General features: G+C 67.7%; 26 protein-coding genes. 15 read left to right on the forward strand and 11 right to left on the reverse strand.

What is annotated here, in order from left to right; genetic code table 11:
* Positions 1 to 42 precede the first annotated feature (42 nt).
* Both NJQ98_RS14020 and NJQ98_RS14025 read right to left on the reverse strand, forming a co-directional pair.
* Positions 43 to 1,458 carry a dihydroorotase gene (locus tag NJQ98_RS14020; protein ID WP_262179748.1) on the reverse strand — a complete coding sequence of 472 codons (1,416 nt, stop codon included), beginning with the start codon at positions 1,456 to 1,458 and terminating at the stop codon, positions 43 to 45.
* A gap of 24 nt (positions 1,459 to 1,482) precedes the next feature.
* Positions 1,483 to 2,163: a lipoyl protein ligase domain-containing protein gene (locus NJQ98_RS14025; RefSeq protein WP_262179751.1), complete on the reverse strand. Its 681-nt coding sequence runs from the start codon at positions 2,161 to 2,163 to the stop codon at positions 1,483 to 1,485.
* Between the two features lie 193 nt (positions 2,164 to 2,356).
* Here NJQ98_RS14025 and NJQ98_RS14030 point away from each other — a divergent pair, with 193 nt between their 5' ends.
* Positions 2,357 to 3,178 carry a DUF8155 domain-containing protein gene (locus NJQ98_RS14030; protein ID WP_262179752.1) on the forward strand — a complete coding sequence of 274 codons (822 nt, stop codon included), beginning with the start codon at positions 2,357 to 2,359 and terminating at the stop codon, positions 3,176 to 3,178.
* Positions 3,179 to 3,183: 5 nt separating this feature from the next.
* Here the strand turns inward: NJQ98_RS14030 and NJQ98_RS14035 are convergent, their stop codons facing one another.
* Positions 3,184 to 3,756, reverse strand: a complete 573-nt coding sequence (locus NJQ98_RS14035) for a cysteine hydrolase family protein (RefSeq protein ID WP_262179754.1) — start codon at positions 3,754 to 3,756, stop codon at positions 3,184 to 3,186.
* Positions 3,757 to 3,831: 75 nt separating this feature from the next.
* Between NJQ98_RS14035 and NJQ98_RS14040 the strand changes: the two genes are divergently transcribed.
* The 10 genes from NJQ98_RS14040 to NJQ98_RS14085 all read left to right on the forward strand — a co-directional run bounded on the left by NJQ98_RS14040 (position 3,832) and on the right by NJQ98_RS14085 (position 14,421).
* A complete protein-coding gene (locus NJQ98_RS14040; protein ID WP_262179755.1) occupies positions 3,832 to 5,289 on the forward strand; it encodes an Hvo_1808 family surface protein in 1,458 nt (485 codons plus the stop codon).
* A complete protein-coding gene (locus tag NJQ98_RS14045) occupies positions 5,282 to 6,601 on the forward strand; it encodes an Hvo_1808 family surface protein (RefSeq protein WP_262179757.1) in 1,320 nt (439 codons plus the stop codon). Before NJQ98_RS14040 ends, NJQ98_RS14045 begins: the two co-directional genes overlap by 8 nt.
* 149 nt (positions 6,602 to 6,750) lie before the next feature.
* The gene (locus NJQ98_RS14050; protein WP_262179758.1) at positions 6,751 to 7,902 is read left to right on the forward strand and encodes a nicotinate phosphoribosyltransferase; all 1,152 of its coding nucleotides are present in this window, start codon (positions 6,751 to 6,753) and stop codon (positions 7,900 to 7,902) included.
* A gap of 309 nt (positions 7,903 to 8,211) precedes the next feature.
* Positions 8,212 to 9,483, forward strand: a complete 1,272-nt coding sequence (locus tag NJQ98_RS14055; protein ID WP_262179760.1) for a sugar ABC transporter substrate-binding protein — start codon at positions 8,212 to 8,214, stop codon at positions 9,481 to 9,483.
* 27 nt (positions 9,484 to 9,510) lie between these two features.
* Positions 9,511 to 10,449 (forward strand): carbohydrate ABC transporter permease, encoded by a 939-nt coding sequence (locus NJQ98_RS14060; protein ID WP_262179761.1) that lies wholly within the window; start codon positions 9,511 to 9,513, stop codon positions 10,447 to 10,449.
* The gene (locus NJQ98_RS14065) at positions 10,446 to 11,366 is read left to right on the forward strand and encodes a carbohydrate ABC transporter permease (RefSeq protein ID WP_262179764.1); all 921 of its coding nucleotides are present in this window, start codon (positions 10,446 to 10,448) and stop codon (positions 11,364 to 11,366) included. Before NJQ98_RS14060 ends, NJQ98_RS14065 begins: the two co-directional genes overlap by 4 nt.
* Positions 11,367 to 11,371: 5 nt before the next feature.
* On the forward strand, positions 11,372 to 12,505 hold the full coding sequence (locus tag NJQ98_RS14070; protein WP_262179765.1) for an ABC transporter ATP-binding protein: 1,134 nt from the start codon (positions 11,372 to 11,374) through the stop codon (positions 12,503 to 12,505).
* Between the two features lie 389 nt (positions 12,506 to 12,894).
* Positions 12,895 to 13,665 carry an HTH-type transcriptional regulator GlpR gene (glpR, locus tag NJQ98_RS14075; protein WP_262179767.1) on the forward strand — a complete coding sequence of 257 codons (771 nt, stop codon included), beginning with the start codon at positions 12,895 to 12,897 and terminating at the stop codon, positions 13,663 to 13,665.
* Between the two features lie 113 nt (positions 13,666 to 13,778).
* Positions 13,779 to 14,063 (forward strand): DUF6360 family protein, encoded by a 285-nt coding sequence (locus NJQ98_RS14080; protein WP_262179768.1) that lies wholly within the window; start codon positions 13,779 to 13,781, stop codon positions 14,061 to 14,063.
* Positions 14,064 to 14,121: 58 nt separating this feature from the next.
* Positions 14,122 to 14,421 carry a CPCC family cysteine-rich protein gene (locus NJQ98_RS14085; RefSeq protein ID WP_262179771.1) on the forward strand — a complete coding sequence of 100 codons (300 nt, stop codon included), beginning with the start codon at positions 14,122 to 14,124 and terminating at the stop codon, positions 14,419 to 14,421.
* Here the strand turns inward: NJQ98_RS14085 and NJQ98_RS14090 are convergent.
* Complete coding sequence (locus tag NJQ98_RS14090) at positions 14,418 to 15,272, reverse strand: ZIP family metal transporter (protein WP_262179772.1); 855 nt, start codon at positions 15,270 to 15,272, stop codon at positions 14,418 to 14,420. The two genes, NJQ98_RS14085 and NJQ98_RS14090, sit on opposite strands and share 4 nt — an antisense overlap.
* Before the next feature lie 56 nt (positions 15,273 to 15,328).
* Complete coding sequence (locus tag NJQ98_RS14095) at positions 15,329 to 16,465, reverse strand: site-2 protease family protein (protein WP_262179775.1); 1,137 nt, start codon at positions 16,463 to 16,465, stop codon at positions 15,329 to 15,331.
* Between the two features lie 139 nt (positions 16,466 to 16,604).
* Here NJQ98_RS14095 and thiE point away from each other — a divergent pair, with 139 nt between their 5' ends.
* Positions 16,605 to 17,252: a thiamine phosphate synthase gene (gene thiE, locus NJQ98_RS14100; protein ID WP_262179776.1), complete on the forward strand. Its 648-nt coding sequence runs from the start codon at positions 16,605 to 16,607 to the stop codon at positions 17,250 to 17,252.
* Between the two features lie 6 nt (positions 17,253 to 17,258).
* Here the strand turns inward: thiE and NJQ98_RS14105 are convergent, their stop codons facing one another.
* A complete protein-coding gene (locus NJQ98_RS14105) occupies positions 17,259 to 17,507 on the reverse strand; it encodes a glutaredoxin family protein (RefSeq protein WP_262179777.1) in 249 nt (82 codons plus the stop codon).
* Positions 17,508 to 17,585: 78 nt separating this feature from the next.
* On the opposite strand from NJQ98_RS14105, the gene NJQ98_RS14110 reads away from it, so the two are divergent.
* Together NJQ98_RS14110 and NJQ98_RS14115 are read left to right on the forward strand one after the other, a co-directional pair.
* Complete coding sequence (locus NJQ98_RS14110; RefSeq protein WP_262179778.1) at positions 17,586 to 18,518, forward strand: oxidoreductase; 933 nt, start codon at positions 17,586 to 17,588, stop codon at positions 18,516 to 18,518.
* A gap of 48 nt (positions 18,519 to 18,566) precedes the next feature.
* Positions 18,567 to 19,652, forward strand: coding sequence for a CNNM domain-containing protein (locus NJQ98_RS14115; RefSeq protein ID WP_262179779.1), 1,086 nt, complete (start codon positions 18,567 to 18,569; stop codon positions 19,650 to 19,652).
* Between the two features lie 172 nt (positions 19,653 to 19,824).
* On the opposite strand, the gene NJQ98_RS14120 is transcribed toward NJQ98_RS14115, so the two are convergent.
* Positions 19,825 to 20,127 carry a cupin domain-containing protein gene (locus NJQ98_RS14120; protein WP_262179780.1) on the reverse strand — a complete coding sequence of 101 codons (303 nt, stop codon included), beginning with the start codon at positions 20,125 to 20,127 and terminating at the stop codon, positions 19,825 to 19,827.
* Between the two features lie 106 nt (positions 20,128 to 20,233).
* On the opposite strand from NJQ98_RS14120, the gene NJQ98_RS14125 reads away from it, so the two are divergent.
* Entirely contained in the window at positions 20,234 to 20,392 is a 159-nt protein-coding gene (locus tag NJQ98_RS14125; protein ID WP_262179781.1) for a ribbon-helix-helix protein, CopG family, read from the forward strand.
* Positions 20,393 to 20,431: 39 nt separating this feature from the next.
* Here NJQ98_RS14125 and NJQ98_RS14130 read toward each other — a convergent pair whose 3' ends face one another.
* The 4 genes from NJQ98_RS14130 to NJQ98_RS14145 form a co-directional block, all read right to left on the reverse strand.
* Positions 20,432 to 21,664, reverse strand: coding sequence for an MBL fold metallo-hydrolase (locus NJQ98_RS14130; protein ID WP_262181006.1), 1,233 nt, complete (start codon positions 21,662 to 21,664; stop codon positions 20,432 to 20,434).
* Between the two features lie 61 nt (positions 21,665 to 21,725).
* Entirely contained in the window at positions 21,726 to 23,675 is a 1,950-nt protein-coding gene (locus NJQ98_RS14135; RefSeq protein ID WP_262179783.1) for a PAS domain S-box protein, read from the reverse strand.
* 405 nt (positions 23,676 to 24,080) lie between these two features.
* Positions 24,081 to 24,362 carry a WNWW family protein gene (locus tag NJQ98_RS14140; RefSeq protein WP_262179785.1) on the reverse strand — a complete coding sequence of 94 codons (282 nt, stop codon included), beginning with the start codon at positions 24,360 to 24,362 and terminating at the stop codon, positions 24,081 to 24,083.
* A 308-nt stretch (positions 24,363 to 24,670) separates the two neighbouring features.
* The gene (locus NJQ98_RS14145; RefSeq protein WP_262179787.1) at positions 24,671 to 25,525 is read right to left on the reverse strand and encodes a sulfurtransferase; all 855 of its coding nucleotides are present in this window, start codon (positions 25,523 to 25,525) and stop codon (positions 24,671 to 24,673) included.
* Between the last annotated feature and the right edge of the window lie 218 nt (positions 25,526 to 25,743).

Below are 25,743 nucleotides of genomic sequence, written 5' to 3' on the forward strand. Positions count from 1 at the left end.
TGCCCAGCATGGCCGGGAGGCCGCATCGGCCCGCCTGAGCGCCTACCCGATAAGCTCGCCGTCGGCGTCGCGGGCGTTCTCGCCCGCGTGGTCGTAGAACACGTCGCCCTCGGCGTCGTCTCGCGGTTCCGTGTCGTCGCCGTCATCTCGCGGGCTCCGCCCGCTCGATTGGTCCGCGGAGCTCCGCTCCGCGCCACTCGACCCGTCCGAGGCGCTCCGCGCCTCGCCGCGCTCGAACACCGTCGTTCCCCGGACCATCGTCCACTCCGGGAAGACGGCATCGAACCCCTCGAAGGGCGTCCAGCCGCAGTCGGTGTGGCGCTCGTCGGCCCGGATTTCGGTCGTCTCGGTGGTGTCGACCAGCACGAGGTCGGCGTCTCTCCCGGGCTCGATGGCGCCCTTCTGCGGGATATCGAAGACGGCGGCCGGGTTCGTCGCGGTCAGGTCCCGGACCCGTTCGTAGCCCAGCGCGGTATCGGGGTCGGCGGCCTCCGCGAGCAGGAGCGGCAACGCCGTCTCGACGCCCGGCACCCCGGAGGGGGCGTCCCAGATACTGGCGTCCTTCTCCGCTCTCGTGTGTGGTGCGTGGTCGGTCGCGATCATATCCACGGTGCCGTCGGCGACCCGCTCGTACACTCCGCGCCGGCGCTTCTCGCGGCGCAGGGGCGGGTTCATCCGCCCGTAGGTGTCAAGCTCCCGCAGGTCGCGGCGCGAGAGCAGGAGGTGATGGGGCGTCACTTCCGTCGTCATCCCCGCGTCGGCGGCGATATCGATGCCCTCCGGCGTCGAGGTGTGGGCGATGTGGATGCGGGCGCCGACCTGTTTCGCGGCCTCGCAGGCGCGGCGGACGGCGCGCTCCTCGGCCTCTGCGGTTCGGTAGGCGCTCCATGCGTCGGCATCGTCCCGGACCGTCGCGTCGTCGTTGAAGTAGTCGGCGTCCTCGGCGTGGACCGTCACCGTGACGCCCGCGTCGGTGGCCGCCGCCAGGGCCTCCTCGAACAGCCCGCGCTCGATACCCATATCGCCGGTCGAGTCGGCCAGGAACACCTCGCCGAGCGCGAACAGGCGGCGCTCGAACAGGCTTTTGGGGTCCCAGTCGGCAGTGACGCCGCCGTTGAGGCCCCAGTCGACGAGCGAGTCCGCGGCGAACTCGGTCTTCTCGTCGAAGGCCGTGCCGTCGACGGTCGGCGGGTCGGTGTTTGGCTGGTCGACCACGCAGGTCACGCCGCCGGCGGCCGCCGCGCGGGAGCCGCTGGCCCACGTCTCCTTGTGGGGGTAGCCCGGCTGGCGAAAGTGGACGTGGGCGTCTATCATCCCCGGGAACAGCCGCTTGCCCGAGACGTCGACGGTGCGCTCGTCATCGTCCGAGAGGCCCCGACCGACCTCGGCGATGGTCTCGCCGCGCACCCGGACGTCCCGCTGTCGGCCGTCCGCGAGTGTGGCGTTGCGGATGAGCATACCCACCCTGGACCGGGCGAGCCCCTAAGTGTCTCGGATGCGGTCGCGGGCGGTGACCGTCCGGTCACCGACGAGCGCCGTCGCGAGGGCGTCGAGTACTCCGGCAGTATCGCCGCCGGCGTGGGCGACGCTCCCGACGCTATCCGGGTCGAACGAGACACCCAGCGCGTCGTAGACGGGAGCGAGCACGTCGCCGATGGCGGCGCGGTCACGGACCACGACGATGCCGCCAGTCAGCGCCACGTCCTGCCGGACGCGCTGGGCGATGCCGACGAGCTTGCCGCCGGCCCGCAGCGAGTGGACGCCGGGACAGAACGAGCCGGCCGGTTCCCCCTCACTGGCGTCGACGCCGACGGCCGCGAGGGCGGTTTGGACGGCACCGCTCACGCGGTCGTACCGGTCGCCGATACCCTCGCGACTGTCGGCCGTCGGCTCGGCGAGCGCGAACGCGACGGTCGAACCGGTGTAGGCGACGGCCCGGCCGCCGACCTCGCGTTCGAGGACGGCGTAGCCGCGGTCACGGGCCGCTACACGGGCGCGGTCGTACCCCTCGGCCCGTCGGTCCCGCCGTCCGAAGGCGACCTGTCGGGGCGGGCGCCAGATTCGCAGGGCGGGCTCGGCATCGGTAGCGGTCCGGGCGACCATCTGCCGGGTCCGTTCGTGGTCTCGCTCGTGGTCGTTCACCCGTCCCCGGAGCAGTCGCATAGCGTCGGTAGACGGCCGGGAGACTAAACTCCCGCCGGTAGCGAACAGGCGACACGACAGCTCGCGGCGGGCTGTGTCGCGCTCCCGCGGGACCCGCCGCGGCAGGACTCAGCGCACACGCGGCCGTGGGCTCGGTATCACTGATGAACCCTCGGGCGACAGCCACATACTGACCCGTTCCCAACCGGGGCCAATGGCGGTCACCGTCCCCGAAAGGGTCCTCCGGCAGTACTACCGGTTCTCGCTGTACAACTCCCCGTTCGAGGCCCACGACGATGGGTGTGCCATCGACCTCTACCCCGAGGGGGAGCGAGCGCCGTCACCGGTCGCCGGTGAGGTGCTGGAGACGAAGGCGGTGCGGGCGCCGCCGAAAGCCTACGCCGCCGAGGCGGACTACCTGATTCTCGTCGACACCGGCGACTACGTCGCTCGCCTGCTCCACGTGAAACCGGGGGTCGATGCCGGGGACAGGGTCGCCGTGGGCGACGACCTGGGCGAACTGGTCCGGGCGGGCTTTTTCGCGCCGTGGGTGCCCAACCACGTCCACCTGGGCTTTCGGAACGAGGGGGCAAACCCCTACCGCGCGGCCGGGTCGCTCCCCGTCGAGGCGGGCGTCAACGTCGAGGGGCTGGCGTGGGACGGCACGGGCACGGTCACTGAGGCAGGCGAGACGTGGGCGCGGCTTGACTCGCCGACCCACCCCGCCCCGGGCGAGCGGTTCGTCGGGCTGGCGGCCGGCGGCGGCGTCCTCGACGGCGGTCTCCCACACTACGAGTGGGGCGGGCTACTCGGGGACGACGGCGGTATCGCGCGGCTGGCCGGCCAGCGCGTCGGCGTCGCCGACGGGCGCACTGTCGCCTGGGACGACCTGGCGGTGGTCGCCAACGGCGACCCCGTCACCGGCGTGGCGCTGTTCTGCTCGCGCGACGAGGCCGGCGTGAAGCTGGTCGGCGAGGACGTCGACCTGGCGGTCGGCGAGCGGGTCGAGGTGACCGTCAGCCGCGGCGGGGCATGAGGCCCTCACTCGAAGTCGACCTCGCGGCGCTCGACGACCTCGCCGAAGAGCCAGTCGGCGTGCTCTAAGGCGTACTCCCGGTGGTCTTCCTCGATGAAACCGATGGCGTCCTCGGCGAGGACGGGGCGGTAATCCCGTAGCCCGGCGCTGGAGGCCGTATGGAGCACGCAGACGTTCGCGAGCGTCCCACAGACGACGAGGTCCTTGACGCCGTGGGCGTCGAGCCACCCCGCAAGCTGGGTCTCGTGGAAGGCGTCGTAGGTGTGTTTCTCCACCACGAGGTCGTCGTCCCGGGGGTCGAGTTCCGCGACCAGTTCGGCCTCCCAGGAGCCTTCGAGGACGTGTTCGCCCCAGCGGTCGAACTCGTCGTAGTAGTGGGCGTCCTCGAACTGCTCGGGCGGGTGGACGTCGCGGGTGAAGACGACGCTCGCGCCGGCGCCGCGGGCGCGGTCGACGAGCCCCGTGACGGGCTCGATGGCCGCCTCGCTGTCCGGTGCGTAGAGGCTCCCGTCGGGGTGACAGAAGCCGTTCTGCATGTCGACGACCACGAGGGCCGTCTGCTGTGGGTCCAGTTGCACGGTCCCGCGTTCGTACGCGACCCCTACGAACGTTCGGGCGTGCGACTTTTCACCGTCCCACCCCAGAGACTGGTAATGCGACGTGAGTTCGCGGTCGTCTGCTGTGCTGTGATACTCCTCCTTGCGGGCTGTCAGGGGCTGGACGCGGGGACATCCGCGGAGACGCCGACCGACACCGAGTACGTCAACACCACCACGGTCGTCCTCGACGGCGGGAACCTGACCGACGGGGGGACCACCCGCCCGGACCCCGAACGCGACCGACTGGGCTGGGAGAACGGCTACTGGCACAACGACTCGCTGAACGTCTCGAACGGCGACGGGCTCAACGAGAGCGAACTGTCGGCCGTGGTCAACCGGTCGATGGCCCGCGTCGAGTACGTCCGCGGTCTGGAGTTCGAGGGGGCCGTTCCCGTCAGGACCGTCTCGCGGGCGTCCTACCGGAACCGGAGCGCCAACGCGAGCCACGGCGACGCGCTCCGGACCTTCGACAACGCGAAGTTCGAGGCGCTGTTCCTCGTCGGCGAGGACACCGACTCCATCGAGACCCAGGAGAGCGCGCTCGGTGCCAGCGTCCTGGGGTACTACAGCCCGTCGCTGGACGAAATCGTCATCGTCACCGATTCGGAGACGCCCAGAATCAGCGAGAAGACTCTCTCGCACGAACTCGTCCACGCGCTCCAAGACCAGCGCTTCGACCTGGCGAGCAACGCCAGCACGCGCGACGGCCTGCAGGGGCGAAACGCGCTCATCGAGGGCGACGCCAAGGCGACCGAGACCGCGTACATGGACCGCTGTGGGACGAACTGGTCGTGCGTCACGGTCGGGCAGTCCGGCGGCGCCGCCGGTGACACGCACTTCGGGGTCTCCTACATGCTCTATTTCCCCTACAGCGACGGGTCGTCGTTCGTCGCCACCCTCCGAGAACGGGGCGGCTGGGACGCGGTGAACGACGCCTACGGCGACGTGCCCGACGGCGCGCGCGAGGTCATCACTCCCTCCGACTACCCCGAGTGGGAGCCCCGCAACGTGACGATACCACAGCCCCCGAGCGGCGACTGGGAGCGGGTGCGCCCCTCGACCGACCGCGACCGGCCCGACTACGCCACCGTCGGCCCGTCGGCCATCGCCGCGTCGCTGGCCTACACGACGGGCGACGGCTACAACGACTCCTCGGTCGTCAGCCAGTCACAGCTGGCCGACTACCGGACCGTTCGGTCGGACCCGTACAACTACGACCTGCCGGGGACGAGCGGCTGGGACGGCGGCCGGATGCAGGTGTACACGAAGGACGGCGAGACGGGCTACGTCTGGCGGACGACCTGGAGCGACGACGCGTCGGCCGAGCGGTTCGCGGCCGCGTGGGCGCGCGTCATCCAGCACTGGGGCGGGGAGCGCACCGCGGACGGGAACTGGGTCATCGACGGGGGGAGTCCGTTCGCCGACGCCGTCGCCGTCCGCGTCGATGGCGACACCGTCACCGTGGTGAACGCCCCGACGGAGGCAGAGCTTTCCGAACTGTACGATGCGTAGGGCGCTCGCGCTGGCTCTCGCCTTGCTGGTCGCGCTCGCGGGCTGCTCGGTACCGTTTCTGGGCCATCCCGAGGAGCCCCCCGGCGGGGACACGATCGGCTGGGAGAACGGCTACTGGTACGACGACCCGGTCGACGTGACGACGGACGACGGGCTCAACGAGAGCGAACTGGACGCCGTCACCGCCCGGGCGATGGCCCGCGTCGAGCGGATTCGCGACCGGGAGTTCGAGTCGACGGTCCCCGTTGACGTCATCTCGCGGGCCGAGTACCGCAACCGCTCGCGCTCGAACGGGAGCGCCGGACCCGGCGGGGACCCCTGGAACGACCAGGTGTGGGAGGCGCTGTTGCTCGTCGGCGAGAGCGAGGGGAGCGACGAGGCCATCAGCGACACGCAGGGCAACTCGGTGCTGGGGTACTACTCGTCCGGCGAGGACCGAATCGTCGTCGTCAGCGAGACCGACACGCCGGTCGTCGACCGGAAGACCCTCTCGCACGAACTCGTCCACGCCCTGCAGGACCAGCAGTTCGGGCTCGGCGGGTCGCCCCGGACCCAGGACACGCAGCTGTCACACAGCGGCGTCATCGAGGGCGAGGCGAACTACATCCAGAACACGTACGAACAGCGCTGTGAGAACCGTTGGAGCTGCATCGGGACGCCCGCACGTGACGGCGGTGGTGGCGGTGGGGGCGGCCGCGACAACCCCGGCGTCTTCACCGTCCTCATCCAGCCCTACATCAGCGGGCCGGGCTTCGTCGACAGGGTCTACGAGCGCGGCGGCTGGGACGCCGTCGACGCGCTCCACGGCGACTACCCCGACAGCTCCGAGCAGGTCATCCACCCCGAACGCTACCCCGACGAGACGCCCGTCTCGGTGACTGTCGCCGACCGCTCGAACGCCGAGTGGGACCGCTTCGACCGCGACCCCGTCGGCGACACGGTCGGGGAGGCCTCCGTCTTCGCGACGATGTATCACAACGACCGGACGAGCGCCGACCGTCACAGCTACGTGAGCCGACCCTCGGAGGGGTGGGCCGGCGACACGGTGGTCCCCTACCGGGACGGCTCGGGCGGCGGCGGTTACGTCTGGGAGAGCCGCTGGGACACCGAGCGCGACGCCCGCCAGTTCGCGGACGCCTATCGGGGCGCGCTGACCGAGGAACACGGCGCCAGCAACCCGCGGGGGGACGTCTACGTGGTCCCCGACGGTCCGTTCGCGGACGCCTTCCGCGTCGTCCGCGAGGGGCGGACGGTCCGCATCGTCAACGGACCGACGGTCTCCGACCTGGACGGGATTCACCGCTCGAACTGATGAGCCCGAACGCGTGCGGCGGACTCAGCACCCGTCTATCCAGGTCCGCGCCGTGAGAAATTCTCCGGCGGTGCGCGTCGCTCGCACGACCGGCGCTGCGGGAGCCGCTACCCGCCCGTTTTTTCCACCGCCGCGCTAACACCGCGGTAATGACCGAGACGTTCGACATTATCCCACCGGAAGCGATCACCTCGGGGCGCGCGACGGACGCGTACTTCGAGCGGACGATAGAGGCGCTCGACCACGCCGGCCGGAACCCCGACGTCGTCGCGGAGGTGACGGCCGACCAGTTCCCGACCGGCGAGTGGCACCTGCTGGCCGGCCTGAAAGACGCCGCGGCGCTACTGGAAGGGCGGGCCCTCGACGCCGACGCACTGCCCGAGGGGACGTTGTTCGACGGCGGGCCGGTCCTGCGAATCGAGGGCCCCTACCGCGAGTTCTGCCGGCTGGAAACGGCGCTTTTGGGCTTTCTCTCGCACCCGACCGGCGTGGCGACGCGCGCCCTGGAGGCCCGCCGGGCGGCCCCCGACTCGACGGTGCTGTCCTTTGGCTCCCGGCACGTCCATCCGTCGCTGGGCGCGCTGGTCGAGCGGTCGGCCCTGCTGGGCGGGCTGGACGGGTTCTCGAACATCGCCGCCGGCGACGTCATCGGTCGGGAGGCCGGGGGGACGATGCCCCACGCGCTCATGATATGCTTCGGCCGCGGCGAGCAGGAGCAGGCGTGGCGGGCCTTCGACGAGGCGGTTCCCGAGTCGACTCCCCGCATCGCCCTGGTCGACACCTACTCGGACGAGGTCGACGAGGCGTTGCGGGCGGCCGAGGCCGTCGACGACCTCGACGGCGTCCGCCTCGATACGACGGGGTCCCGGCGGGGCGATTTCCGCCACATCGTCCGCGAGGTCCGCTGGTCGCTCGACGCCGCCGGCCACGGGGACCTCGATATCTTCTGTTCGGGCGGGCTCGGGCCCGCGGACCTGCGCGAGCTCCGGGACGTGGCCGACGGCTTCGGCGTCGGGAGCTACGTCTCGAACGCCGACCCGCTGGATTTCGCCCTCGACGTCGTGGAGGTCGACGGCGAGCTCGCGGCCAAGCGCGGCAAGCTGACCGGGACGAAGTCGGTGTATCGGACCGAGGACGGCGGCCACCACATCGGGCTGGCCGACCGCGCCGGTCCCGACGGCGCCACGTCGCTCATGGAACCGCTTGTCCGTGACGGGGAGGTCGTCCGGGAGTTCGACCTCGACGCGACCATCGAGCGGGCCGCCGCGGACGCCGACCGCGTGGGGTTCGGGGCCGACTAACGCCCGGCCGATAACGGGACTCGTTCTGGGGCTCGGTACGGACCGGTAGTCCCGACGCTGGCGTGTGCATACTTTCGATAAATACTGCGCAGGCCGCGTGAACATCTGCACGATATGAACAGTATTGTTCACGGACGGTGCAGGGGTAGCAGTATAGAATTAGGTGCAATATTTGCTGTAACATCGAAACGGGCTGTTTGAGGCCTTCATGAGTGTGATTAAACGAAATTCGTAGCGCTAACGGTGGGAAAATATACCAAAGGACTATCCCCATGATTTATAATACGTGAACGTTTTGTGAGCGTTTGTATGCAAAAGAAACGCGCTCGGAGTCGACGGCGGTTCCTCAAAGGTGCGGGTGTCGCAAGTACAGTCGGGCTCGCCGGCTGTGGCGGTATCCTCGGTAACGGTTCGGAGACGACGGCTGACGAGATCGTGTTCTACAACGCGGGGTCCCTGGAGTTCGACCCCGGTACGGAGGACAACATCAAGCGGTTCGAGGAGGAGACCGGTATCAGCGTCGAGGTCAACGAAGTCCCCTGGAACAACCTGAAAACGAGCCTCACGACCATCTGGCGGAACCAGGACTCCCAGGTCGACGCGTTCAACGGCCCGACCTGGTGGCTCGCGGACTTCGTCAGCTCGGAGTGGCTCGAACCGCTCGAACTGGGCGACGAGCACATGGGCAAGTTCCCCGACTCGCTGTCCGAGCTGGTCACGTTCGACGGCAGCACCTACATGGCCCCCGAGTTCGGGAAGTGGGGCACCTACCTCTACGACCAGCAGTACCTGAGCGACCAGGGCTTTGACTCCCCGCCGGACACGTGGGACGAGGTGCTCAACCAGGGCGAACAGCTCTCGCAGGGCGATAAGGCCGGCTTCGGGTACACCTGGGGCGGAAAGTCCGTGTTCACGTTCAAGCAGTTCCTCTACCAGGCCGGCGGTCAGCTGTTCAACGACAGCAACGAGCCGGTGTTCCGCGACGCCGGCGTCGAGGCGCTGGAGTTCTTCAGCCAGCTCCGCGAACGCGGCATCAGCCCCGACGGGGTCTCCAGCCTCGGTGAGGGTGGCATCGGCGACAACTTCGTCGCCGGCCAGTACGCCACCGTCGAGTCGTGGACGCCGCTCGGTTCGCGAGCCCTCGACGAGTGGGAGGATGGCCGACTCGGCAGCGCCAAGCCGCCCAAGGGCCCCGAGAGCCGCGCGACCTTCCAGGACACGAACGGTATCAGCGTCTCGGCGTTCTCGGAGCGCAAAGACGCCGCAAAGCAGTTCGCCGAGTTCATGACGAGCCGCGAGTCCGCCAAGAACAACATGCTCGTCGAGGGCAACCCCTGTGTCGTGCCCGACGTCTACGAGGACGACGAGATTCAGAGCGAGTACCCGTCCTGGCTGCTCGAGGACATGCGGTTCAACCTGGAGAACGCGAAGAGCGAGACCTACATGGCACAGCCACAGGTCGACGACTACCTCAACGAGCAGATCACGCCGGCGCTGCTCGGCAACAAGGACCCCCAGACCGCGCTCGACGACGCGTTCAGCAACATCGAGCGGCTCTACCAGGACATCGGCCTCATCTGAGCGTCCCGGGCAGCATCTTTCCACATAATGTCAACAGAAAAACAACCGCTTCGTCGCAAACTCGACAAGCTGTTCATCCCGCTGACCGTCGGGCCGACGCTGTTGTGGATTGCGGCGATAATCGTCTATCCGACGGTAAAGCTGATCATCAACAGCTTCCAGTTCCGGAACCCGGTGACAAACGAGATGGAGTTCGTCGGGCTCCGGAACTTCGAGCGGCTACTGTTCGCACGGGAGGGGGCCAACGCCGCGTTCGGGGGCTTCAGTCAGGAGTTCGTCGCGATCACGAGGAACACGATAGTGTATGTCGGTTTCAGCGTCACTATCTCCTTCGTGCTGGGGCTGGGAATCGCGCTGTTGTTACACAAGGACCTCAAGGGCCGTAGCTGGTTCCGGACGGCGGTTATCGTCCCCTGGATTCTCCCCTACGTGATGAGCGGGCTGATGTGGCGCTGGATGTTCCAGGCCGACTTCGGTGCGATAAACGGGGCCCTCCAGCAGATGGGGGTCATCTCCGGGAACATCCCGTTCCTCTCGAACGGGGCACTGGCGATGGCGGCGCTCATCGTCGCCGACGTCTGGGTGTTTACGCCCTTCATCGTCATCATCCTGCTCGCGGGGCTCCAGAACGTCCCGGAACAGCTGTACGACGCGGCCGAAGTCGACGGGGCCAGCCGCTGGTCGCGGTTCTGGAACGTCACGTACCCGTTCCTGAAGCCGTCGATTATGGTCGCGCTGACTATCCGCATCATCTTCGACCTCCGAGCGCTCGACCTCGTCTGGGTGATGACCGGGGGCGGTCCCGGGAAGGCCACTGAAGTGTGGGCCTCCTGGCTGTACCGCACCGCACAGGTCTTCAACTCGCCCGGACCCGGCGCGGCGCTGGGTGTCGTCCTACTGGTCGTGACGTTCGCCATCGTGGCCACGCTGTACAAGATATTCGGCGAATCACCCTACGAAGCATGAGCACCAAGAAATCGAGACTCGACCGCCTCCGTCGGTCGCTGGGACTGGAGACAGACAACGAGTGGCCGTCCGTCGTACGCGAACGGCTGGGAGCCTACGTGTTGCTCTCGGTGTACCTCGTCGTCATCTGGTTCCCGATCTACTACATCTTCATCACGAGCATCAAGCCCTCGGCTGAAGTGTTGTCGCTCCCGATTACGTTCATCCCGCGGGACCCGACAATCGGGAACTACGTGGACATCTTCACGAATCGTCCATTCGACAACTACACGATAAACAGCGTCATCATCGCGACGACCACCACGGTCATCTGCGTGACGCTGGGGACGCTGACGGGATACTCCTTCTCCCGTTACGACTTCATGGGCAACAAGACGCTCCTGCTGTCTATCGTCGGTGCGCGGATGATTCCGCCCATCGCGCTCATCGTCCCGTTCTTCCAGATCATGTCGAGCCCGCCGCTCATCGGCGGTATCACGGGGAGCCTGTACGACACGCGCCTGGCGCTGATACTCACGTACACCTTCTTCAACCTCCCCTTCGCGGTCTGGATTATGAAGAACTACTTCGACGGCGTTCCCGAGTCGCTGGACGAGCAGGCCCGCATCGACGGCTGCTCGCGGTGGGAGGCCTTCTTCAAGATCATCCTCCCGATGGCCAAGCCCGGTATCGCGGCGACGGCCATCCTCGCCTTCATCTTCTCGTGGAACGAGTTCGTCTTCGCACTGGTCCTCACGTCTTCCGAAACGGCCCAGACGCTCCCCATCGCGGTGTCGCTGTTCGTCGCGGACGACTTCGTTGACTGGGCGCACCTGGCCGCCGGCGGGATGATAGCTGCCGTGCCCGGAATCCTGTTTGGACTGTTCTTCCAGCAGTACATCGTGAGCGGACTGACGCAAGGAGCTGTCAAGGAGTAATAACTATGTCACAGGTAAAACTCACCGAACTCGTAAAGCAATTCGAAGACGTCACCGCTGTCGACGGCGTTTCGCTCGATATTCCGGACGAGAGCTTCACCGTGCTCGTCGGCCCCTCGGGCTGTGGAAAGACCACGACGCTCCGGCTCATCGCCGGGCTGGAGCGGGCGACCTCGGGTGATATCGAAATCGGCGACGAGGTCGTCAACGACAAGCGCGCCTACGAGCGCGACATCGCCATGGTGTTCCAGAACTACGCGCTGTACCCGCACAAGACCGTCCGCGGGAACATGCGCTTTGGCCTGGAGCAACACGACATGGACGAGGACATCATCGCGGAGCGGGTCAAAGACGCCGCCGAGCTGTTGCAGATAGAGGACCTGCTCGACCGACGACCGTCGGAGCTGTCCGGCGGTCAGCAGCAGCGAGTGGCGCTGGGTCGTGCGATCGTCCGCGACCCGGCGGTGTTCCTGATGGACGAGCCACTCAGCAACCTCGACGCGAAGCTGCGCGTGAGGATGCGCGCGGAGCTGAACAAGCTCCACGACGAGCTGTCGACGACGACGGTCTACGTCACCCACGACCAGGTCGAGGCGATGACACTGGCCGACCAGATTGCCGTCATGGACGACGGGGAGATACAGCAGGTCGGCGCGCCGACCGAGGTGTACATGAACCCCCGGAACATGTTTGTCGCCGGCTTCCTCGGTTCGCCGAGCATGAACTTCCTGGAGGGGACGCTCGAAGAGTCCTCCGCCGGGAAGTTCGAACTGGACATCGGCGGCGAGACCCACGACGTCCCCGACGAGTTCATCGACGACCTCGACGCGTATCTCGGCGAGCGGGTCGTCCTCGGCATCCGGCCGGAGAACATCGCGTTGAACAAAGACGGGGTCCCCGCGAACGTCCACCCGGCGACGGTCAACGTCGTCGAGCCACAGGGCGAGAAGACGGTGCTCGAACTCACCCTCGACACCGGTCAGGACATCAAGGCGGCCGTCGACCCGGACACGACAGTCGAACGGGGCGACGAGGTGAACGTCCGCTTCGACCGGGACTCGCTGCAGTACTTCGACCCGAAGACGGGTGAGTCACTGAGCTTCAAATCGGAGTCCGACGAACAACAGATTACCGCGTGATAATGGCAGGAGAGAGGACTCACAGCGTCGTGGCCACACCCGCCGCGTTCGCCCGTGCCCCCGGGCGCGTGGCGGCAGCCGACGACGGCACAGCCGGTGTCGACGGCGGCGTGGTAGCGACGGGTATCGAGGCGTCCGCAGGGACGCCGTTCGAGCCAGTTCCACAGCAATGATACACAGATTTTATCATTGTTACTTCCGTCCACACTCTCACCTGAATCCACGCCGAACACATCACTCTCGATGAACTGTGACGACCGAAGCGGACGGCCACGCGCTGAGGGGCCGCTTCTGCGGGGGCAGGGGAGGCACAATGGAACCCACTGCGAAGACGAGCCCGCCCGAGGCGGGACGGTGTCTGCACGCCGGGAGCGAGAGCTGTGGTAGATATGTTACCTGACAAACGCCGGGAACGAATCGTCCGGATGGTGAACGACAGTGACAGGGTCACTGTCGAGGAGCTCACCGAGGCGTTCGGCGTCTCGGGCGCGACGATTCGCCGCGACCTGGCGTCGCTCGCGGAGGACGGCCGCATCGAGCGGTTCCACGGCGGTGCTCTCCCCGCGCCGGACGAGGGTGACAGCGCGGGGACGCGGGAGACGGCCCCGGACCCGAGCGGGAAGCGAGCGATAGCCGAACGCGCCGTCGACGAACTGAGCGACGGCGACGCGGTGTTTTTCGACACCGGGCCGACGGCAAAGGAGATAGCGAAGGTGCTCCCGGACGCACACTCCCTGCTCGCCGCGACGAACTCCCCGGAGACGGCCTTCGAGCTCCGCGAGACCTGCGGCGAGGTGAAGGTCGTCGGCGACTCGCTTCGCCGCACCTCGGACGCGCTCGTCGGCCCGAGCGCCGAGTCGTATCTCCGGAAGACGAACTTCGATATCGTGTTCCTCGAGACCGACGCCGTCCAGTCCGACGGCGGGCTCTCGGTCTCGAACGAGGACGAGGCCCGGCTCAAGTCCCTGCTGTGTGACGGCGGCCGGCTCGTCATCCTCGTGGCGGACGGGAGCAAGCTCGGGCGCCAGAGCTTCAGGGAGTTCGCGACCGTCGAGGACATCGACATCCTGGTCACGGAGACCGCGCTGGACGACGAGATGCGGGAGCTGTTCGAGCGGGCCGGTGTCCAGATTCTCGACAACCTCCTGCCGACGGCCTGACGCGGTTGTAGGTATCTCCGGGCCCCAAACCGCTACGACCACCGTCTGTGACGACGTGACGGCGGGGATTACCGACGGACAGCCGTTAAGTCGATACACCCGCAAGCGGAGGTATGGTAGACCGAATCATGATGGTCACGGCGTACACCACCTTCGACCTCCTCGACGGCGAAGTCGAGGGTCACGGCTTCGAGGAGGAGGCGATGGCGGTGCTGAACGTCACCTCGCCGAAGAAGGACCCCGACCACGTCTCGGTGCAGCTGGAGATGGACAACACACAGCTTGACCACGTCGAACCGCACGCCGACAAAGTGACCCTGTCGGCCGACCAGGCCCGCGAGATGGCCGCCGAGCTGGAGAAACACGCCGACAAAGTCGAGGCCGCTCAGTCCGGGTAGCCGTCCCGCCGGTGACTGACCCGGTAGTTCTTTGATGTGCCGTGTCATACCACGACACATGTCGACCGACACGCCCGGTAACCCCGCGGCGCGGGAGCTGGGATACTGCCCGTGTTGTGGCTATCGGACGCTGCCGGAGGGACAGCCCGGCTCCTACGAGGTCTGTCCGGTCTGTCACTGGCTCGACGACCCGACGCAGTTCGGCGACGCCGACTGCGTCGGCGACAGCAACCGCGTCTCGCTGTCGACGGCGCGGGAGAACGTCCGGGAGTACGGCGCCTGCACGCCCGAGGAGGCCGACAGCTGCCTCGACGCCGACGAGTTCGATCGGGACCCCAACTGGCCCTACGACCGCTAGGCCGCGAGCGCGATGTCGAGATACAGCATGACGATAGTCCCGGCCATCAGCCCCAGCGTCGCCACCCGCTCGTGGCCGCTGCGGTGGGTTTCGGGGATTATCTCGTCGGAGATGACAAAGAGCATCGCACCGGCGGCAAAGCCCATCGCGTAGGGCAACAGGGGCTCGACGGTGGCGACCGCGACCGCGCCCAGGATGGCAAGCGGAATCTCGACGACGCCGGACCGGAGCCCGGCCACGACGGCGTACAGCCGCCGGTCCAGCCCCGCGTTGATGGCGGCGACCGACACCGCCAGCCCCTCCGGGATGTTCTGGATGCCGATGGCGAGCATCAGCGAGATGGCGGCGCCGAGCTGTGTGGGGTCGCTCGCGGCCGCACCGAAGGCGACGCCGACGGCCAGCCCCTCGGGCATGTTGTGCAGCGTGATGGCCAGGATGAACAGGACCACGCCCGCGAGCCGCTCCTCGTTGACCGGCAGCGACTCGCTCTGTCCGGCCGCGTCCGCCCGCTTGCTGCCGGTCAGCAGGTAGTGGGCGTGGGGGAGAAAGCGGTCGGCCTGGTCGAGAAAGAGCGCGCCCAGTGCCACCCCGAGCAGCGTCGGGACGGGGTTACCGCCGGAGTACTCCTCGATGCCGGGGATGATGAGGCTGGTAAAGGCCGCCGCGAGCATCACGCCCGCGGCAAAGCCGAGCGCGATATCGAGCGCCCGCTCCGAGGGATTGCGCCACACGAGCACCAGCGACGCCCCGAAGAGGTTCATCGCGGCGATGACGAGCCCGCCGAGCAAGCCGAGTATCAGGGGGTCCGTCCCGGTGACCGACGTTACCGTCTCGGCGATGCCTGACTGCATTGTTCCGTCGTGAGAGGCGCTGGGGTTTGTAGCTACCGGCCTGTCGTGGCCCGCCCTCAGAACGGCTCGTCGGCCCGCTCCAGCCGGCGCATCTCCATCGCCGAGGCGAAGTCCTCGCGGGAGACGACGCGGTCCCCGTCGGGGCTCTCGACGACGGCGGCCGCCGCCTTGCCGGTGTCGAGCGCGACCAGCGCGTCGAAGGCCGACATCGCCGCGTCCAGCCTGAGGATGTCGGTCTCCATCAGGTCGGCGACGGTGTCGGCCTCGCGCTGGGCCTTCGAGAGTTCACGGAAGTCCGAGACCGTGACGACGCCGACCACCTCGCCGCCCTGCGTGACGGTGAACTCCGCCGCCCGCTCGGCGAACATCCGGTCGACCAGTTCCTCGACGGTGGCGTCGGCGTCGATAGCGAGCCGCGTCGGCCGGGCGATGTCGCCGGCGGTGAGCCCCTCCAGCAGGTCCGCCAGCGCGACGGTCCGGGACTCGCCGCTGGCGGCCGCGTAGATGAAAAGCGCCAGCAGCAACAGCATCGGCGCGAAGTTGAGCACGCCGAAGACGGCAAAGAGGACGGCGAAGGCGGTCCCGATGCGGGAGGCCGTTCTGGTCGCCGAGGCGTAAGACCGCCTGCGGGCCAGCAGCGACCGCAGCACGCGCCCGCCGTCCATCGGGAACGCCGGCAGCATGTTGAAGCCGGCGAGGACGAGGTTCGTCACCGCGAGCCAGCCGACGACGAAGAGCGGGACCGTCGCGCCGGCCGGCAGGGCCAGCAGGGCGGCGTAGCAGGCCACGCCGGTGAGGACGCTCGTTATCGGGCCCGCCACGGCGATCCAGAACTCCTTGTGCCACTCCCGGGGGAACGACGTGAAACTGGCCAGGCCGCCCAGAATCCACAGCGTGATGGACTCGACTTCGAGGTCGTAGCGCATCCCCGCCCAGGCGTGGCCCAGTTCGTGCAGCGTGACGCTGACGAACAGGCCGACGGCGGCCAGCGTCCCGACGAGCCACGGCGTCGACCCGGCCTGCAGGACCGAGACGTCCAGTTCGGTCCCGACGAGCGAACCGACGATGCCGGCGTAGAGCTCTATCTGGGTCCCGCTGCCGATGAGCCACGCGAGCACCGGCAGGAAGACCAGCAGCGAGACGTTGACCCGTATCGGAATCCCCCAGACCGTCGTGATGTGGAAGTTTCGCACAGTGGGTGAGAGCGGCCGGAGTCCGGTAAAACTTCGGCTCAGGCGCCCGGAGCGCCGGCGCACCGACCGACCGAGTTTCCGTATCAGTGCGCCCGCGTGGAACGCAAGAATCAGGGCCGTGACAGTGCAACGGCCAGTCATGCCCGACTGGAGCGCGTACCTGGTGACTGGCGAGTCGCTGTCGGCGGGACGGACCACCCGCGAGGTCGTCGAGCGGGCCATCGAGGGCGGCGTCGGCGTCGTCCAGTTGCGCGAGAAGGACCGGTCCGTCCACGAGCGCTACGAGATGGGCACAGAGATACGGGAGCTGTGTCGGGCGCGCGGCGTCGCGTTCGTCGTCAACGACCGCGTCGACCTGGCCCAGGCGTTGGACGCCGACGGCGTCCACCTGGGCGACGACGACCTACCGGTCCCGGTTGCCCGGGAGCTGCTGGGCGAGGAGGCGATTGTCGGCCGCTCGGTGTCGACGGTCGCGGCCGCCCGGGACGCCGAGGCCGCCGGAGCGGACTATCTCGGCGTCGGCACCATCTACCGAACGGGGTCGAAATCCGACATCCCCGAGGACGAACACGGCGTCGGGCCCGAGCGGGTGGCGGCGATAGCCGACGCGGTCGACATCCCCCTCGTGGGTATCGGCGGTATCACGGCGGAGAACGCGGACGCGGTCGCCCGCGCGGGGGCCGACGGCGTGGCCGTGATTACGGCGGTTACGCGGGCCGACGACCCCGCGGCGGCGACGGCGGCGCTTCGCGAGGCGGTCGAGCGAGGGACACGGGAGCGGTCGTAGACGCCGTCACTCGGTCAGCTTCCGGCGCAGCCGCGCCTCGTCGACCCGGTACTTGAACGCCGGCGAGCCGTCCAGCAGGACGTAGGGGACCCGCTCGCCGTACTCCTCGCGGAGCCGCTCGTCGGTGTCCACGTCGACCAGTTCCATATCGACCGCGACGCCTTCCTCCGCTGCGACCCGTTCGACGGTGTCGACAGCCTGCTCACAGAGGTGGCAGTTCTCGCGCGTGTAGACCGTGACCGAAACGTCGCTCATCGACCGACAGTAGGCGCCGAGGCGGCAAAGGGACAGTGATTGCGAGGGTTTCTGTACGTGGGGGGCCAAGCTCCGTGCATGTCAGGCTGGACGGCCGACGAGATGCCGCCGATGGAGGGAAAGACGGTGGTCGTCACCGGCGCCAACAGCGGGCTGGGCTACGAGGGAACCAAGGCCTTCGCTGACGCCGGTGCGACAGTCGTGATGGCCTGCCGGAGCGAGGAGCGCGGCGAGGCGGCCGCCACGGACATCCGACGGACCGTCAGGGACGGACACCTGGAGGTCCGGGTCTGTGACCTCGCGGACCTCGACAGCGTCGAGGCGTTCGCCGAGGGGCTCCGTGCGGAGACGGACGGTATCGACGTGCTCTGTAACAACGCCGGCGTGATGGCCATCCCCCGACAGGAGACGGCCGACGGCTTCGAGATGCAACTCGGCGTGAACCACCTCGGTCACTTCGCCTTGACCGGCCGCCTGCTCCCCCTGCTTCGGGCGAGCGAGGGCGAGAGCCGCGTCGTCACCCAGTCCTCGCAGGCTCACACCAGCGGCGAGATGGACTTCTCGGACCTGCAGTCCGAACGGAACTACGGCAAGTGGTCGGCCTACGGCCGCTCGAAGCTGTCGAACCTCCTCTTTGCGTACGAGCTCCAGCGCCGACTCGACGACCACGACGAGAGCGTCGTCAGCGTGGCCTGTCACCCCGGCTACGCCGACACGGAGCTGCAGTTCCGCGGCCCGCGGGAGATGGGGTCGAGCGTGCGGATGGGGCTGATGAAAGTCGCGAACGCCCTGTTGGGCCAGTCGGCCGAACGCGGGGCCCTGCCGATGCTGTACGCCGCCACCAGCGGCGAGGTGATGGGCGGCGAGTACGTCGGTCCCGGCGGCCTCATGGGGATGCGGGGCTACCCCGAGTTCCAGAGCTCGAACGCCGCCTCGCGGGACGAAGCCGACGCCGAGCGGCTCTGGACTGTCTCCGAGGAGCTGACCGGGGTCGAATACGAGTTCGAGTAACCGCATCAGCAGCTTTTCACGCGTCGGCGCGAAACCCCCGACTAGCTCATGCAACCGGTCGAGATAGCGGTGCGGCTGCTGGCCGGTGTCGCGCTCATCCTCGCCAACGGCTTCTTCGTCGCCATCGAGTTCGGGCTGACCCGGGCGCGCCAGTTCACCGAGTCGGAGTTCGTCGGCAATGGGCATCCGGCCCTGGAGCGGGCCTGGGAGATGACCGACGACCTCGAAATCTATCTGACGAGCTGCCAGGTCGGCATCACGGCCTCCTCCATCGCCGTCGGTATCGTCGCCGAACCGGCGCTCGCGGCGCTGTTCGAGCCGGCCGTCGCGGGGTCGCGACTGGCCGGCATCGGTCTGGGGGCCACAATCGCCTTCGTCATCATCAACCTCGTCCACCTCACCCACGGCGAGCAGACGCCGACGTATCTGGGTGTCGAGCGCTCCCGGTTCGTCTGTCGGTACGGCGCGACGCCGCTGTACTACTTCGCGAAGCTCATCTCGCCGCTCATCACCGTCGGCGACAGCATCGCGAAGTGGACGCTGGGGCTGTTCGGCATCGAGATGTCCGGCGCGTGGCTTGAGACCGAAGCGGACGTCGTCGAGAGCCGCGCGGACCTCCGGAACAAGCTCGGTTCGGTGCTCGAAGCGGGGGACCTCACCGAGGAGCGCCGCGAGGAGGTGCTGGCGGCGCTCCACGCCGGCGACCAGCAGGTCCGTGACGTGATGGTCCACGCCGCCGACGTCGTCGCGCTCTCGCCGAACGACAGCGACGCCGAGAACGCCCGGAAGGTCGCCGAGACCCCTCACACCCGGTATCCGCTCATCGGTGCCGACGGCGACGACCTGCTCGGTACCGTCTACGTCCCCGAGCTGCTGCGGGCAGCGACGGAGACGGCGGGCGAGGGAGACCTGCTCTCCGGCGTCGACCTCGAAGTGGTCGCCGCCCCACAGATGACAATCCCGGCGGAGACGAACGTCAGCGACGCTATCGACCGGTTCCAGGCCGAGAGCCAGGAGCTCGCAGTCGTGCTGGACGACGGCGAGGTGGTCGGCCTGCTTACCGTCACCGACGCCCTGGAAGCGGTGGTCGGCGACATCCGGGACCCGATGGACGAACGGGCCGGCGTGGCGTAGCGAGTGACCGAGCGGCGCCAACTCTTTGATGCGACCTGCAGCGCCACGGACGGTCCCAGCAAAAACGGTTGCCATCCGACAGATTCGACTTGGATAATCAGGCAAGCGAAACCGGTGTCTGGTTCTTCGCCACCCCGAGTGTCTTCCGTACTGGTACAGCCGACGGTATGCGCTACCGGGGCGGCGTGTAGAAGTTCACCGTCTCCAGGGGCTCGTCGCCGTCGTTCTCGATACCGTGGCGCTCGCCGGCCTCGATGCGAAGGAGGTCCCCCGCGTCGATGCGCTTTTCCTCGCCGTCGACGGTGGCGAGGCCGCTGCCCGAGACGACGAACAGCCACTGGTCGCTCTCGGTGTGGTAGTTTTCGGGGCCGCCGACACTGCGCCCCGGTTCGACGGTCATCTCCGCGGCCTGTGCCTCGTCGGTCGCCATGACGACATCGAAGTAGCGGTCGAAATCGAGGTGGGTCCGCTCCATACCGGTGTGTCGACCGGGAGCGGGGAGTGGGTTTCGGCGGGTGTCACACGCGCGGGGGACGGCCGTCTGACGAGGGTATTTATCCGTCCGGCACTGTCCGAAACCCATGGACGAAGCGTTCCTCGACCTCGAAGAAGTCGACGTCGAGCTGGACGAGGCGTTGCTGGAGGCCGTCGACGAGAAGGCCTTTGCGGACCACCGCGACAACCGCGACGCGGCGGTCCGTGACCTACTGGACGAGTGGCTGAAACAGCGGGACGAGTGACCCGTCGGGGCTCCCGAGGCGCTCGCGTCGCCCTGCCCGTCAGAGCGTGACCGTGTCGCCGAGTTCGGGCGCACGGGCGTCGTAGCCATCGCCGCGTAGCTCCTCGGCGAATGCGGCGGTCCGGTCGCCGTGGACGGCGAGTACGGGGGTGTCGCGGTAGGGCTCCAGGAACTCGAACAGCCCCTTGCGGTCGGCGTGTGCGGAGAACTCGTGGAGTTCGACCTGCGCGCTGACGGGCATCACGCGGCCGTCGAGTTCGGCGCTGCCGGTGTCGAGCAGCTGTCGGCCGGGCGTCCCCTCGACCTGGTAGCCGGTCAGCGCGACCTTGTTGGTCGGGTGGTGCCGGATAGCGGGGACGTAGGTCATCGCCGGGCCACCGTTGAGCATCCCCGAGGTGGTGATGATGACGGCGTTTTGCTCGGCGATGCGCTTGCGTTGGCCGTCCCGCCCCGTCACGAAGCGGGCGCTGGACGTGGCCCCGCGGAGCGCGTCCGCATCGCGGAGAAATTCGGGGTGGCGTTTCAGTTGCTTGGTCACCCGCTTGCCCATTCCGTCGACGTAGCAGTCGATGTCGTGGGCCGCACAGACCAGCATCGCCTCCTGCGTGCGGCCGATGGCGAACGCCGGAACCACCACGGTGCCGCCCTCCCAGACCGTCTGCTTGACGCTCTCGGCGAACCGCTGTTCGACGGCGTCGCGGGCCTCGTGGCTCACGTCCGAATACGTCGACTCGCAGACGACCGCGTCGGCCTCGGGCCGGGCGGTCGAGGGGGCGACGAGGCGCTGGTCGCCGGTGTGGAAGTCGCCGGTGTAGAGGAGTCTGGTGTCCCCGTCGTCCACCAGCACGTGGGCGCTCCCGGGGATGTGGCCGGCGTTGTAGAGGGTCACCTCGTACCCCGCGGCCTCGAAGGTCTCGTCGTAGCCGTGGGTCTCCGAGGCCTGTGTCAGGCGGCGCACATCAGTGTCGGTGAAGGGACAGCGCGGCGTCGAGCCGTGGAGTTTCAGCGTGTCCTCGGCGAGCGTCGTCGCCAGCTCCCTGGTCGGTGGCGTCCAGTGGACCGGCGGGAGGTCGCCGCTGGACATGAGCGCCGGTACCGCGCCGGCGTGGTCCAGGTGGCCGTGGGAGACGACGACGGCGTCGGGGTCGACGTCGCCGACCGGGTACTGCGGCGGGGACTCGCTGGCCATGCCGTAGTCGAGCAACAGCGAGCCGTCGACGAGGACGGCGCTGCGCCCGATTTCGTCGGCCCCGCCGAGGAAGGTCACCTCCATCTTGCCGAGGGTAGGGGACAGCGGTGTTTCCATGCTCCGGTTCTGGACGGCAGGGCCTTGGCTACTGCAGCAGGGCCGTCGGTCGCCGGGCGGCGTCCTCGACGGATTGGTCGGCCTCGACGACCGGCAGCCGGAGCGTCGCCACGGTGCCGTCGTCGGCCGAGAGCTGGAACGAGCCGCCGTACTGGGTGACGATCCAGTTGACGAGCCACAGCCCGAGCCCCTTGCCGTGTTCCAGCGGCGTCTCCTGACCGGCCTCGACGACCGCGACCTCCATCGGCGGGATGCCGGGGCCGTCGTCGGCGACGGTCACGACCAGCCAGTCGCCGTCGTCGCGGGCGGACAGCGAGACCGTGGTGTGGTCGGCGGGGTCGTGGGCGATGGCGTTGGTCACCAACTCGTCGAGGGCGACCCCCAGCTCGGTGCCGGCACAGATATCGCGGTCGGTATCGACGCCGACTTCGACTATCGCCGCCGGGAACTGCTCGCGGTGGCGGTCGGCGACCCCCGAGAGCAGTTCGGTCGGGTCGAGTCGCGCCGGGTCCCGGGCCTTCTTCGCGATGTTCTCAAGCTCTCGGGCCCGCTCGCTGAGCGACACCAGCCGCCGGAGCGGCTGGCGTATCTTGTCCTGTACGTCCAGCCCCTCCGGCGGGTCGTCGACGAAGTCGGTGTACCCCTCGATGACGGTCAGCTCGTTGCGGAGGTTGTGCCGGAGAACGCGGTTCAGCAGTTCGACGAGCCGCGTGATCCGCTGTTGCTCGGTGACGTCCTGCTGAAAGCCCAGGTAGTGAGTCACCGTCCCCGTCTCGTCTTCGACCGGCGTCACCGTGACGCGGTTCCAGAACGGCGTCCCGTCCCGGCGGTAGTTCAGAATCTGTGTCGTCACCGGCCGCTTGTCCTCGATGCCCTCCCGGAGCACGGCCACGCCGTCGGGGTCTGTTCCCGGCCCCTGGAGGACCCGGCAGTTGGAGCCGACGATAGCCGACCGGCTGTAGCCGGTGACCGCCTCGAAGGCGCCGTTGGCGTAGACGATGGGGTTGTCCGGTTCCGTGGCGTCGGCCATCGTGATGGGTACTTCCGCGGCGTCCATCGCCCTCGTTCGGAGGCGCAGTTCCGACTCGCGCTCCCTGCGCTCGGTGATATCGCGAGCGACGCCCTGGACGGCCGTGACGGCGCCGCCCTCGGTGATGGGCGTGGCGTTGATCTCCATCGCGACCACGTGGCCGTCGCAGTGGGTGAACGTGAGTTCCATTCCCTGGATCGTCTCGCCGCCGAGCAGGCGGTCGAAGGCGTCGAGCGCTCTGTCGGCGTTCTCGTCGGTGAGGAGCGTCGTGAAAGTCTCACCGACGAGTTCGTCGGGCTCGTAGCCCAGCATCCGCTCGACGGCCTCGGAGAGATAGGTCAGTTCGCCGTCGGTGTCGATGCGGTAGAGGAGGTCGAAGCTGTTCGCCGCGATGCCCTCGAACCGTCGTTTCTCGGCCTGGAGCTGTGCCCTCCGCTCGGCCTGTTCGCGCTCGTACTCCCGGCGCTCGATGGCGCGACCGACCAGGCGAGCGACGAGTTCGACGAACAGCTCTTCGGCCTCAGAGAACGGGGCCGGTCGCATCTCACGGTGGGCGAAACACACCGTCCCGTAGGTCGCCCCGTTGACCAGCACCTTGCTCCCGATGTACGATTCCAGCCCGAACGCCTCGTAGGTCGCCGTCGACACCGCCGAGGACGATCGAGCGTCCTGAATGCTCAACAGCCCGTCCTGTTCGACTGTCTGACGGCAGTACGCGTCCTTCAGCGGACACTGCTGGCCGGACTGGAGAGCCGGGTGGTCACCTACCGATTGCTCGATGTACTGTGTCCCGTCCTCGATTCGCGTCAGAAAACCGATTTCGACGCCGAGGCGCTCCGAGCCGGCCGTGAGCGCCGACTCGACGGCCTCCCCGAACGGTCGGTTCCGGTCGGCGAAGGCCTCGTAGACGCGCTGCCGGTAGGCCGACTTTGGCTCCCCTTGGGTCATGAATTATCCGGGTGCTACCTCCCGTTAGGGGCGCACGGCTATAGTCTCATGGGCGCACCGTCAGGCAGGCCGGACGGAGGGAAACAGCCACGAGCGACTGCGTCCGGCCGAAATCCGACGGGTCGTGTCGGCAGGAGTGTCTGGTGACTCCCCTCCGCGTGAGCCTACGTCACGGGGGCTGTTACCACTGCCATTGTGGGCTGATAACACTACCACATAAACAATTATTATGATTGGCGGACAAGGTGTATCTGCTATGGCAACACGCCAGCAACCCACGACCACGTATCACACGTGTACATGCGGCGAGGAGTTCCAGACGACGGAGGCGCTCCTCGAACACGCGCGAGCAGCCCACGGGCGCTCGGTATTCTGAGGCTGGCTGCGCCGCTTTTTTCGGTCGACCTACGACTGCGTGTCCACGTCGGGGCGGACGCTGAAGCGCGCGTATCCGCCGTGTGAGAGGTCCAAGGCCCCGAGCCACCAGTTCCATCGCTCGGTCAGCGTGTACTCGCCCGGCGCGTCCCGCAGGTTCTCGACGACGGTCTCGACGGTGAGTTCGCCGCCGAAGTCCGCGTCGAACTGCCCCCCGTCGGCCAGGTCGCCGGCCTGTCGTGCCACCACCGCGGCCGCCCCCGCGTCGTCGAACGTCTCTCCCAACGTGCGTTCGAGTTCCTGTCGGTCCACACTGGTTGCTTGCTAGCTACGGCCTTGAATCTACGGCTAGCCGCAGTACTATACGGGATAGAAGGCGACACAGCTTCGAAGAACCGAATCGACCACAGCTTGAACAGCCAGAAAGTCCCTCCCGTAGCCGGTCGGCCAACACCTGAGGGGCTTTCTGGCTCTCTACAGTCTCTGTCACTGGGTCACCTATCGTTCACGCATCGCTACCCGGGCAGCACGCGAAAAAATCGGCGTAATTGAGACCGATTAGTTGCCCTTCTCTGCGAGAAGGGAACCGCGGCTCGAAGACGCAGAGCGCTTCTCGCCGGTCAGTTGCCCTTCTCGATGGGGGCGCCGACGAGGTTGCCCCACTCGGTCCAGGAGCCGTCGTAGTTGATGGTGTCGTCGTAGCCCAGCAGCTCGTGGAGCGCGAACCAGGCGACGGAGGAGCGCTCGCCGATGCGGCAGTAGGCGACCGTCGTGGAGTCGCCGTCGATGCCGTACTCGCCGTAGAGCTCCTCGAGCTCGTCGTAGCTCTTGAAGGTGCCGTCGTCGTTCGTGACGGCGGCCCACGAGATGTTCTCCGCGCCGGGGATGTGGCCGCCGCGCTGGGCGGTCTCCTGGAGTCCGGGGGGTGCGAGAATCTCGCCGGAGTACTCCTCGGGCGAGCGGACGTCGACCAGCGGCAGCTCCTTGTCGACGGCGTTCTCGACGTCGTCGCGGTAGGCGCGGATGGACTCGCGCGGACCGGACGCCGTGTAGGTGGTCTCGGAGAAGTCGGGGACCTCGTCGGTCGTCTCGTAGTCGTTCTCGACCCAGTACTCGCGGCCGCCGTCCAGCAGCTTCACGTCGTCGTGGCCGTAGTACTTGAACTGCCAGTAGGTGTAGGCGGCGAACCAGTTGGAGTTGTCACCGTACAGTACGACGGTGTCGTCCTCGCTGATGCCGGCCTCGCCCATCGTGGTCTCGAACTCGTCCTTCGAGAGGATGTCGCGAGTGGTCTGGTCCTGCAGGTCTGTCTCCCAGTTGAAGCCGATGGCCCCGGGCGCGTGGGCCTCGTCGTAGGCTTCCGTGTCGACGTCGACTTCGACCAGCCGCAGGTCGGAGTCGTCGTCCTGGAAATCGTCGAGGTGCTCGCTGGCCCAGTCGGCCGAGACGAGCACGTCGTTGGCGTATTCAGTCATAGTGCATTGAACCGTTGGTCTACCACACATATATTACCACGAGTGTCGGCATGGACGGCCACTCCTCCCCTCTGACGGCATATGTTGCCTCTACAACGGGAGTGGTGGTTGTCAACGTTCCACACTAAACTACCCTGAACTGACAGGCGTGAGGCGTGTCGTCGGGAGCCCGCGAGACAGATGCGGTAACAATTGCTCTTACCTTCGACCGGCCCGTA

The organism is Haloarcula laminariae, from assembly GCF_025457605.1.
Classification (GTDB): Archaea; Halobacteriota; Halobacteria; order Halobacteriales; family Haloarculaceae; genus Haloarcula; species Haloarcula laminariae.

What these genes read in the sequence shown, in the direction of transcription:
- NJQ98_RS14020 (WP_262179748.1), bottom strand. Translation starts at nt 1,458, where the DNA reads ATGCTCATCCGCAACGCCACACTCGCGGACGGCCGACAGCGGGACGTC.
- NJQ98_RS14025 (WP_262179751.1), bottom strand. Translation starts at nt 2,163, where the DNA reads ATGCGACTGCTCCGGGGACGGGTGAACGACCACGAGCGAGACCACGAA.
- NJQ98_RS14030 (WP_262179752.1), top strand. Translation starts at nt 2,357, where the DNA reads ATGGCGGTCACCGTCCCCGAAAGGGTCCTCCGGCAGTACTACCGGTTC.
- NJQ98_RS14040 (WP_262179755.1), top strand. Translation starts at nt 3,832, where the DNA reads ATGCGACGTGAGTTCGCGGTCGTCTGCTGTGCTGTGATACTCCTCCTT.
- NJQ98_RS14045 (WP_262179757.1), top strand. Translation starts at nt 5,282, where the DNA reads ATGCGTAGGGCGCTCGCGCTGGCTCTCGCCTTGCTGGTCGCGCTCGCG.
- NJQ98_RS14050 (WP_262179758.1), top strand. Translation starts at nt 6,751, where the DNA reads ATGACCGAGACGTTCGACATTATCCCACCGGAAGCGATCACCTCGGGG.
- NJQ98_RS14055 (WP_262179760.1), top strand. Translation starts at nt 8,212, where the DNA reads ATGCAAAAGAAACGCGCTCGGAGTCGACGGCGGTTCCTCAAAGGTGCG.
- NJQ98_RS14060 (WP_262179761.1), top strand. Translation starts at nt 9,511, where the DNA reads ATGTCAACAGAAAAACAACCGCTTCGTCGCAAACTCGACAAGCTGTTC.
- NJQ98_RS14065 (WP_262179764.1), top strand. Translation starts at nt 10,446, where the DNA reads ATGAGCACCAAGAAATCGAGACTCGACCGCCTCCGTCGGTCGCTGGGA.
- NJQ98_RS14070 (WP_262179765.1), top strand. Translation starts at nt 11,372, where the DNA reads ATGTCACAGGTAAAACTCACCGAACTCGTAAAGCAATTCGAAGACGTC.
- glpR (WP_262179767.1), top strand. Translation starts at nt 12,895, where the DNA reads ATGTTACCTGACAAACGCCGGGAACGAATCGTCCGGATGGTGAACGAC.
- NJQ98_RS14080 (WP_262179768.1), top strand. Translation starts at nt 13,779, where the DNA reads ATGGTAGACCGAATCATGATGGTCACGGCGTACACCACCTTCGACCTC.
- NJQ98_RS14085 (WP_262179771.1), top strand. Translation starts at nt 14,122, where the DNA reads ATGTCGACCGACACGCCCGGTAACCCCGCGGCGCGGGAGCTGGGATAC.
- NJQ98_RS14090 (WP_262179772.1), bottom strand. Translation starts at nt 15,272, where the DNA reads ATGCAGTCAGGCATCGCCGAGACGGTAACGTCGGTCACCGGGACGGAC.
- thiE (WP_262179776.1), top strand. Translation starts at nt 16,605, where the DNA reads ATGCCCGACTGGAGCGCGTACCTGGTGACTGGCGAGTCGCTGTCGGCG.
- NJQ98_RS14105 (WP_262179777.1), bottom strand. Translation starts at nt 17,507, where the DNA reads ATGAGCGACGTTTCGGTCACGGTCTACACGCGCGAGAACTGCCACCTC.
- NJQ98_RS14110 (WP_262179778.1), top strand. Translation starts at nt 17,586, where the DNA reads ATGTCAGGCTGGACGGCCGACGAGATGCCGCCGATGGAGGGAAAGACG.
- NJQ98_RS14115 (WP_262179779.1), top strand. Translation starts at nt 18,567, where the DNA reads ATGCAACCGGTCGAGATAGCGGTGCGGCTGCTGGCCGGTGTCGCGCTC.
- NJQ98_RS14120 (WP_262179780.1), bottom strand. Translation starts at nt 20,127, where the DNA reads ATGGAGCGGACCCACCTCGATTTCGACCGCTACTTCGATGTCGTCATG.
- NJQ98_RS14125 (WP_262179781.1), top strand. Translation starts at nt 20,234, where the DNA reads ATGGACGAAGCGTTCCTCGACCTCGAAGAAGTCGACGTCGAGCTGGAC.
- NJQ98_RS14130 (WP_262181006.1), bottom strand. Translation starts at nt 21,664, where the DNA reads ATGGAGGTGACCTTCCTCGGCGGGGCCGACGAAATCGGGCGCAGCGCC.
- NJQ98_RS14135 (WP_262179783.1), bottom strand. Translation starts at nt 23,675, where the DNA reads ATGACCCAAGGGGAGCCAAAGTCGGCCTACCGGCAGCGCGTCTACGAG.
- NJQ98_RS14145 (WP_262179787.1), bottom strand. Translation starts at nt 25,525, where the DNA reads ATGACTGAATACGCCAACGACGTGCTCGTCTCGGCCGACTGGGCCAGC.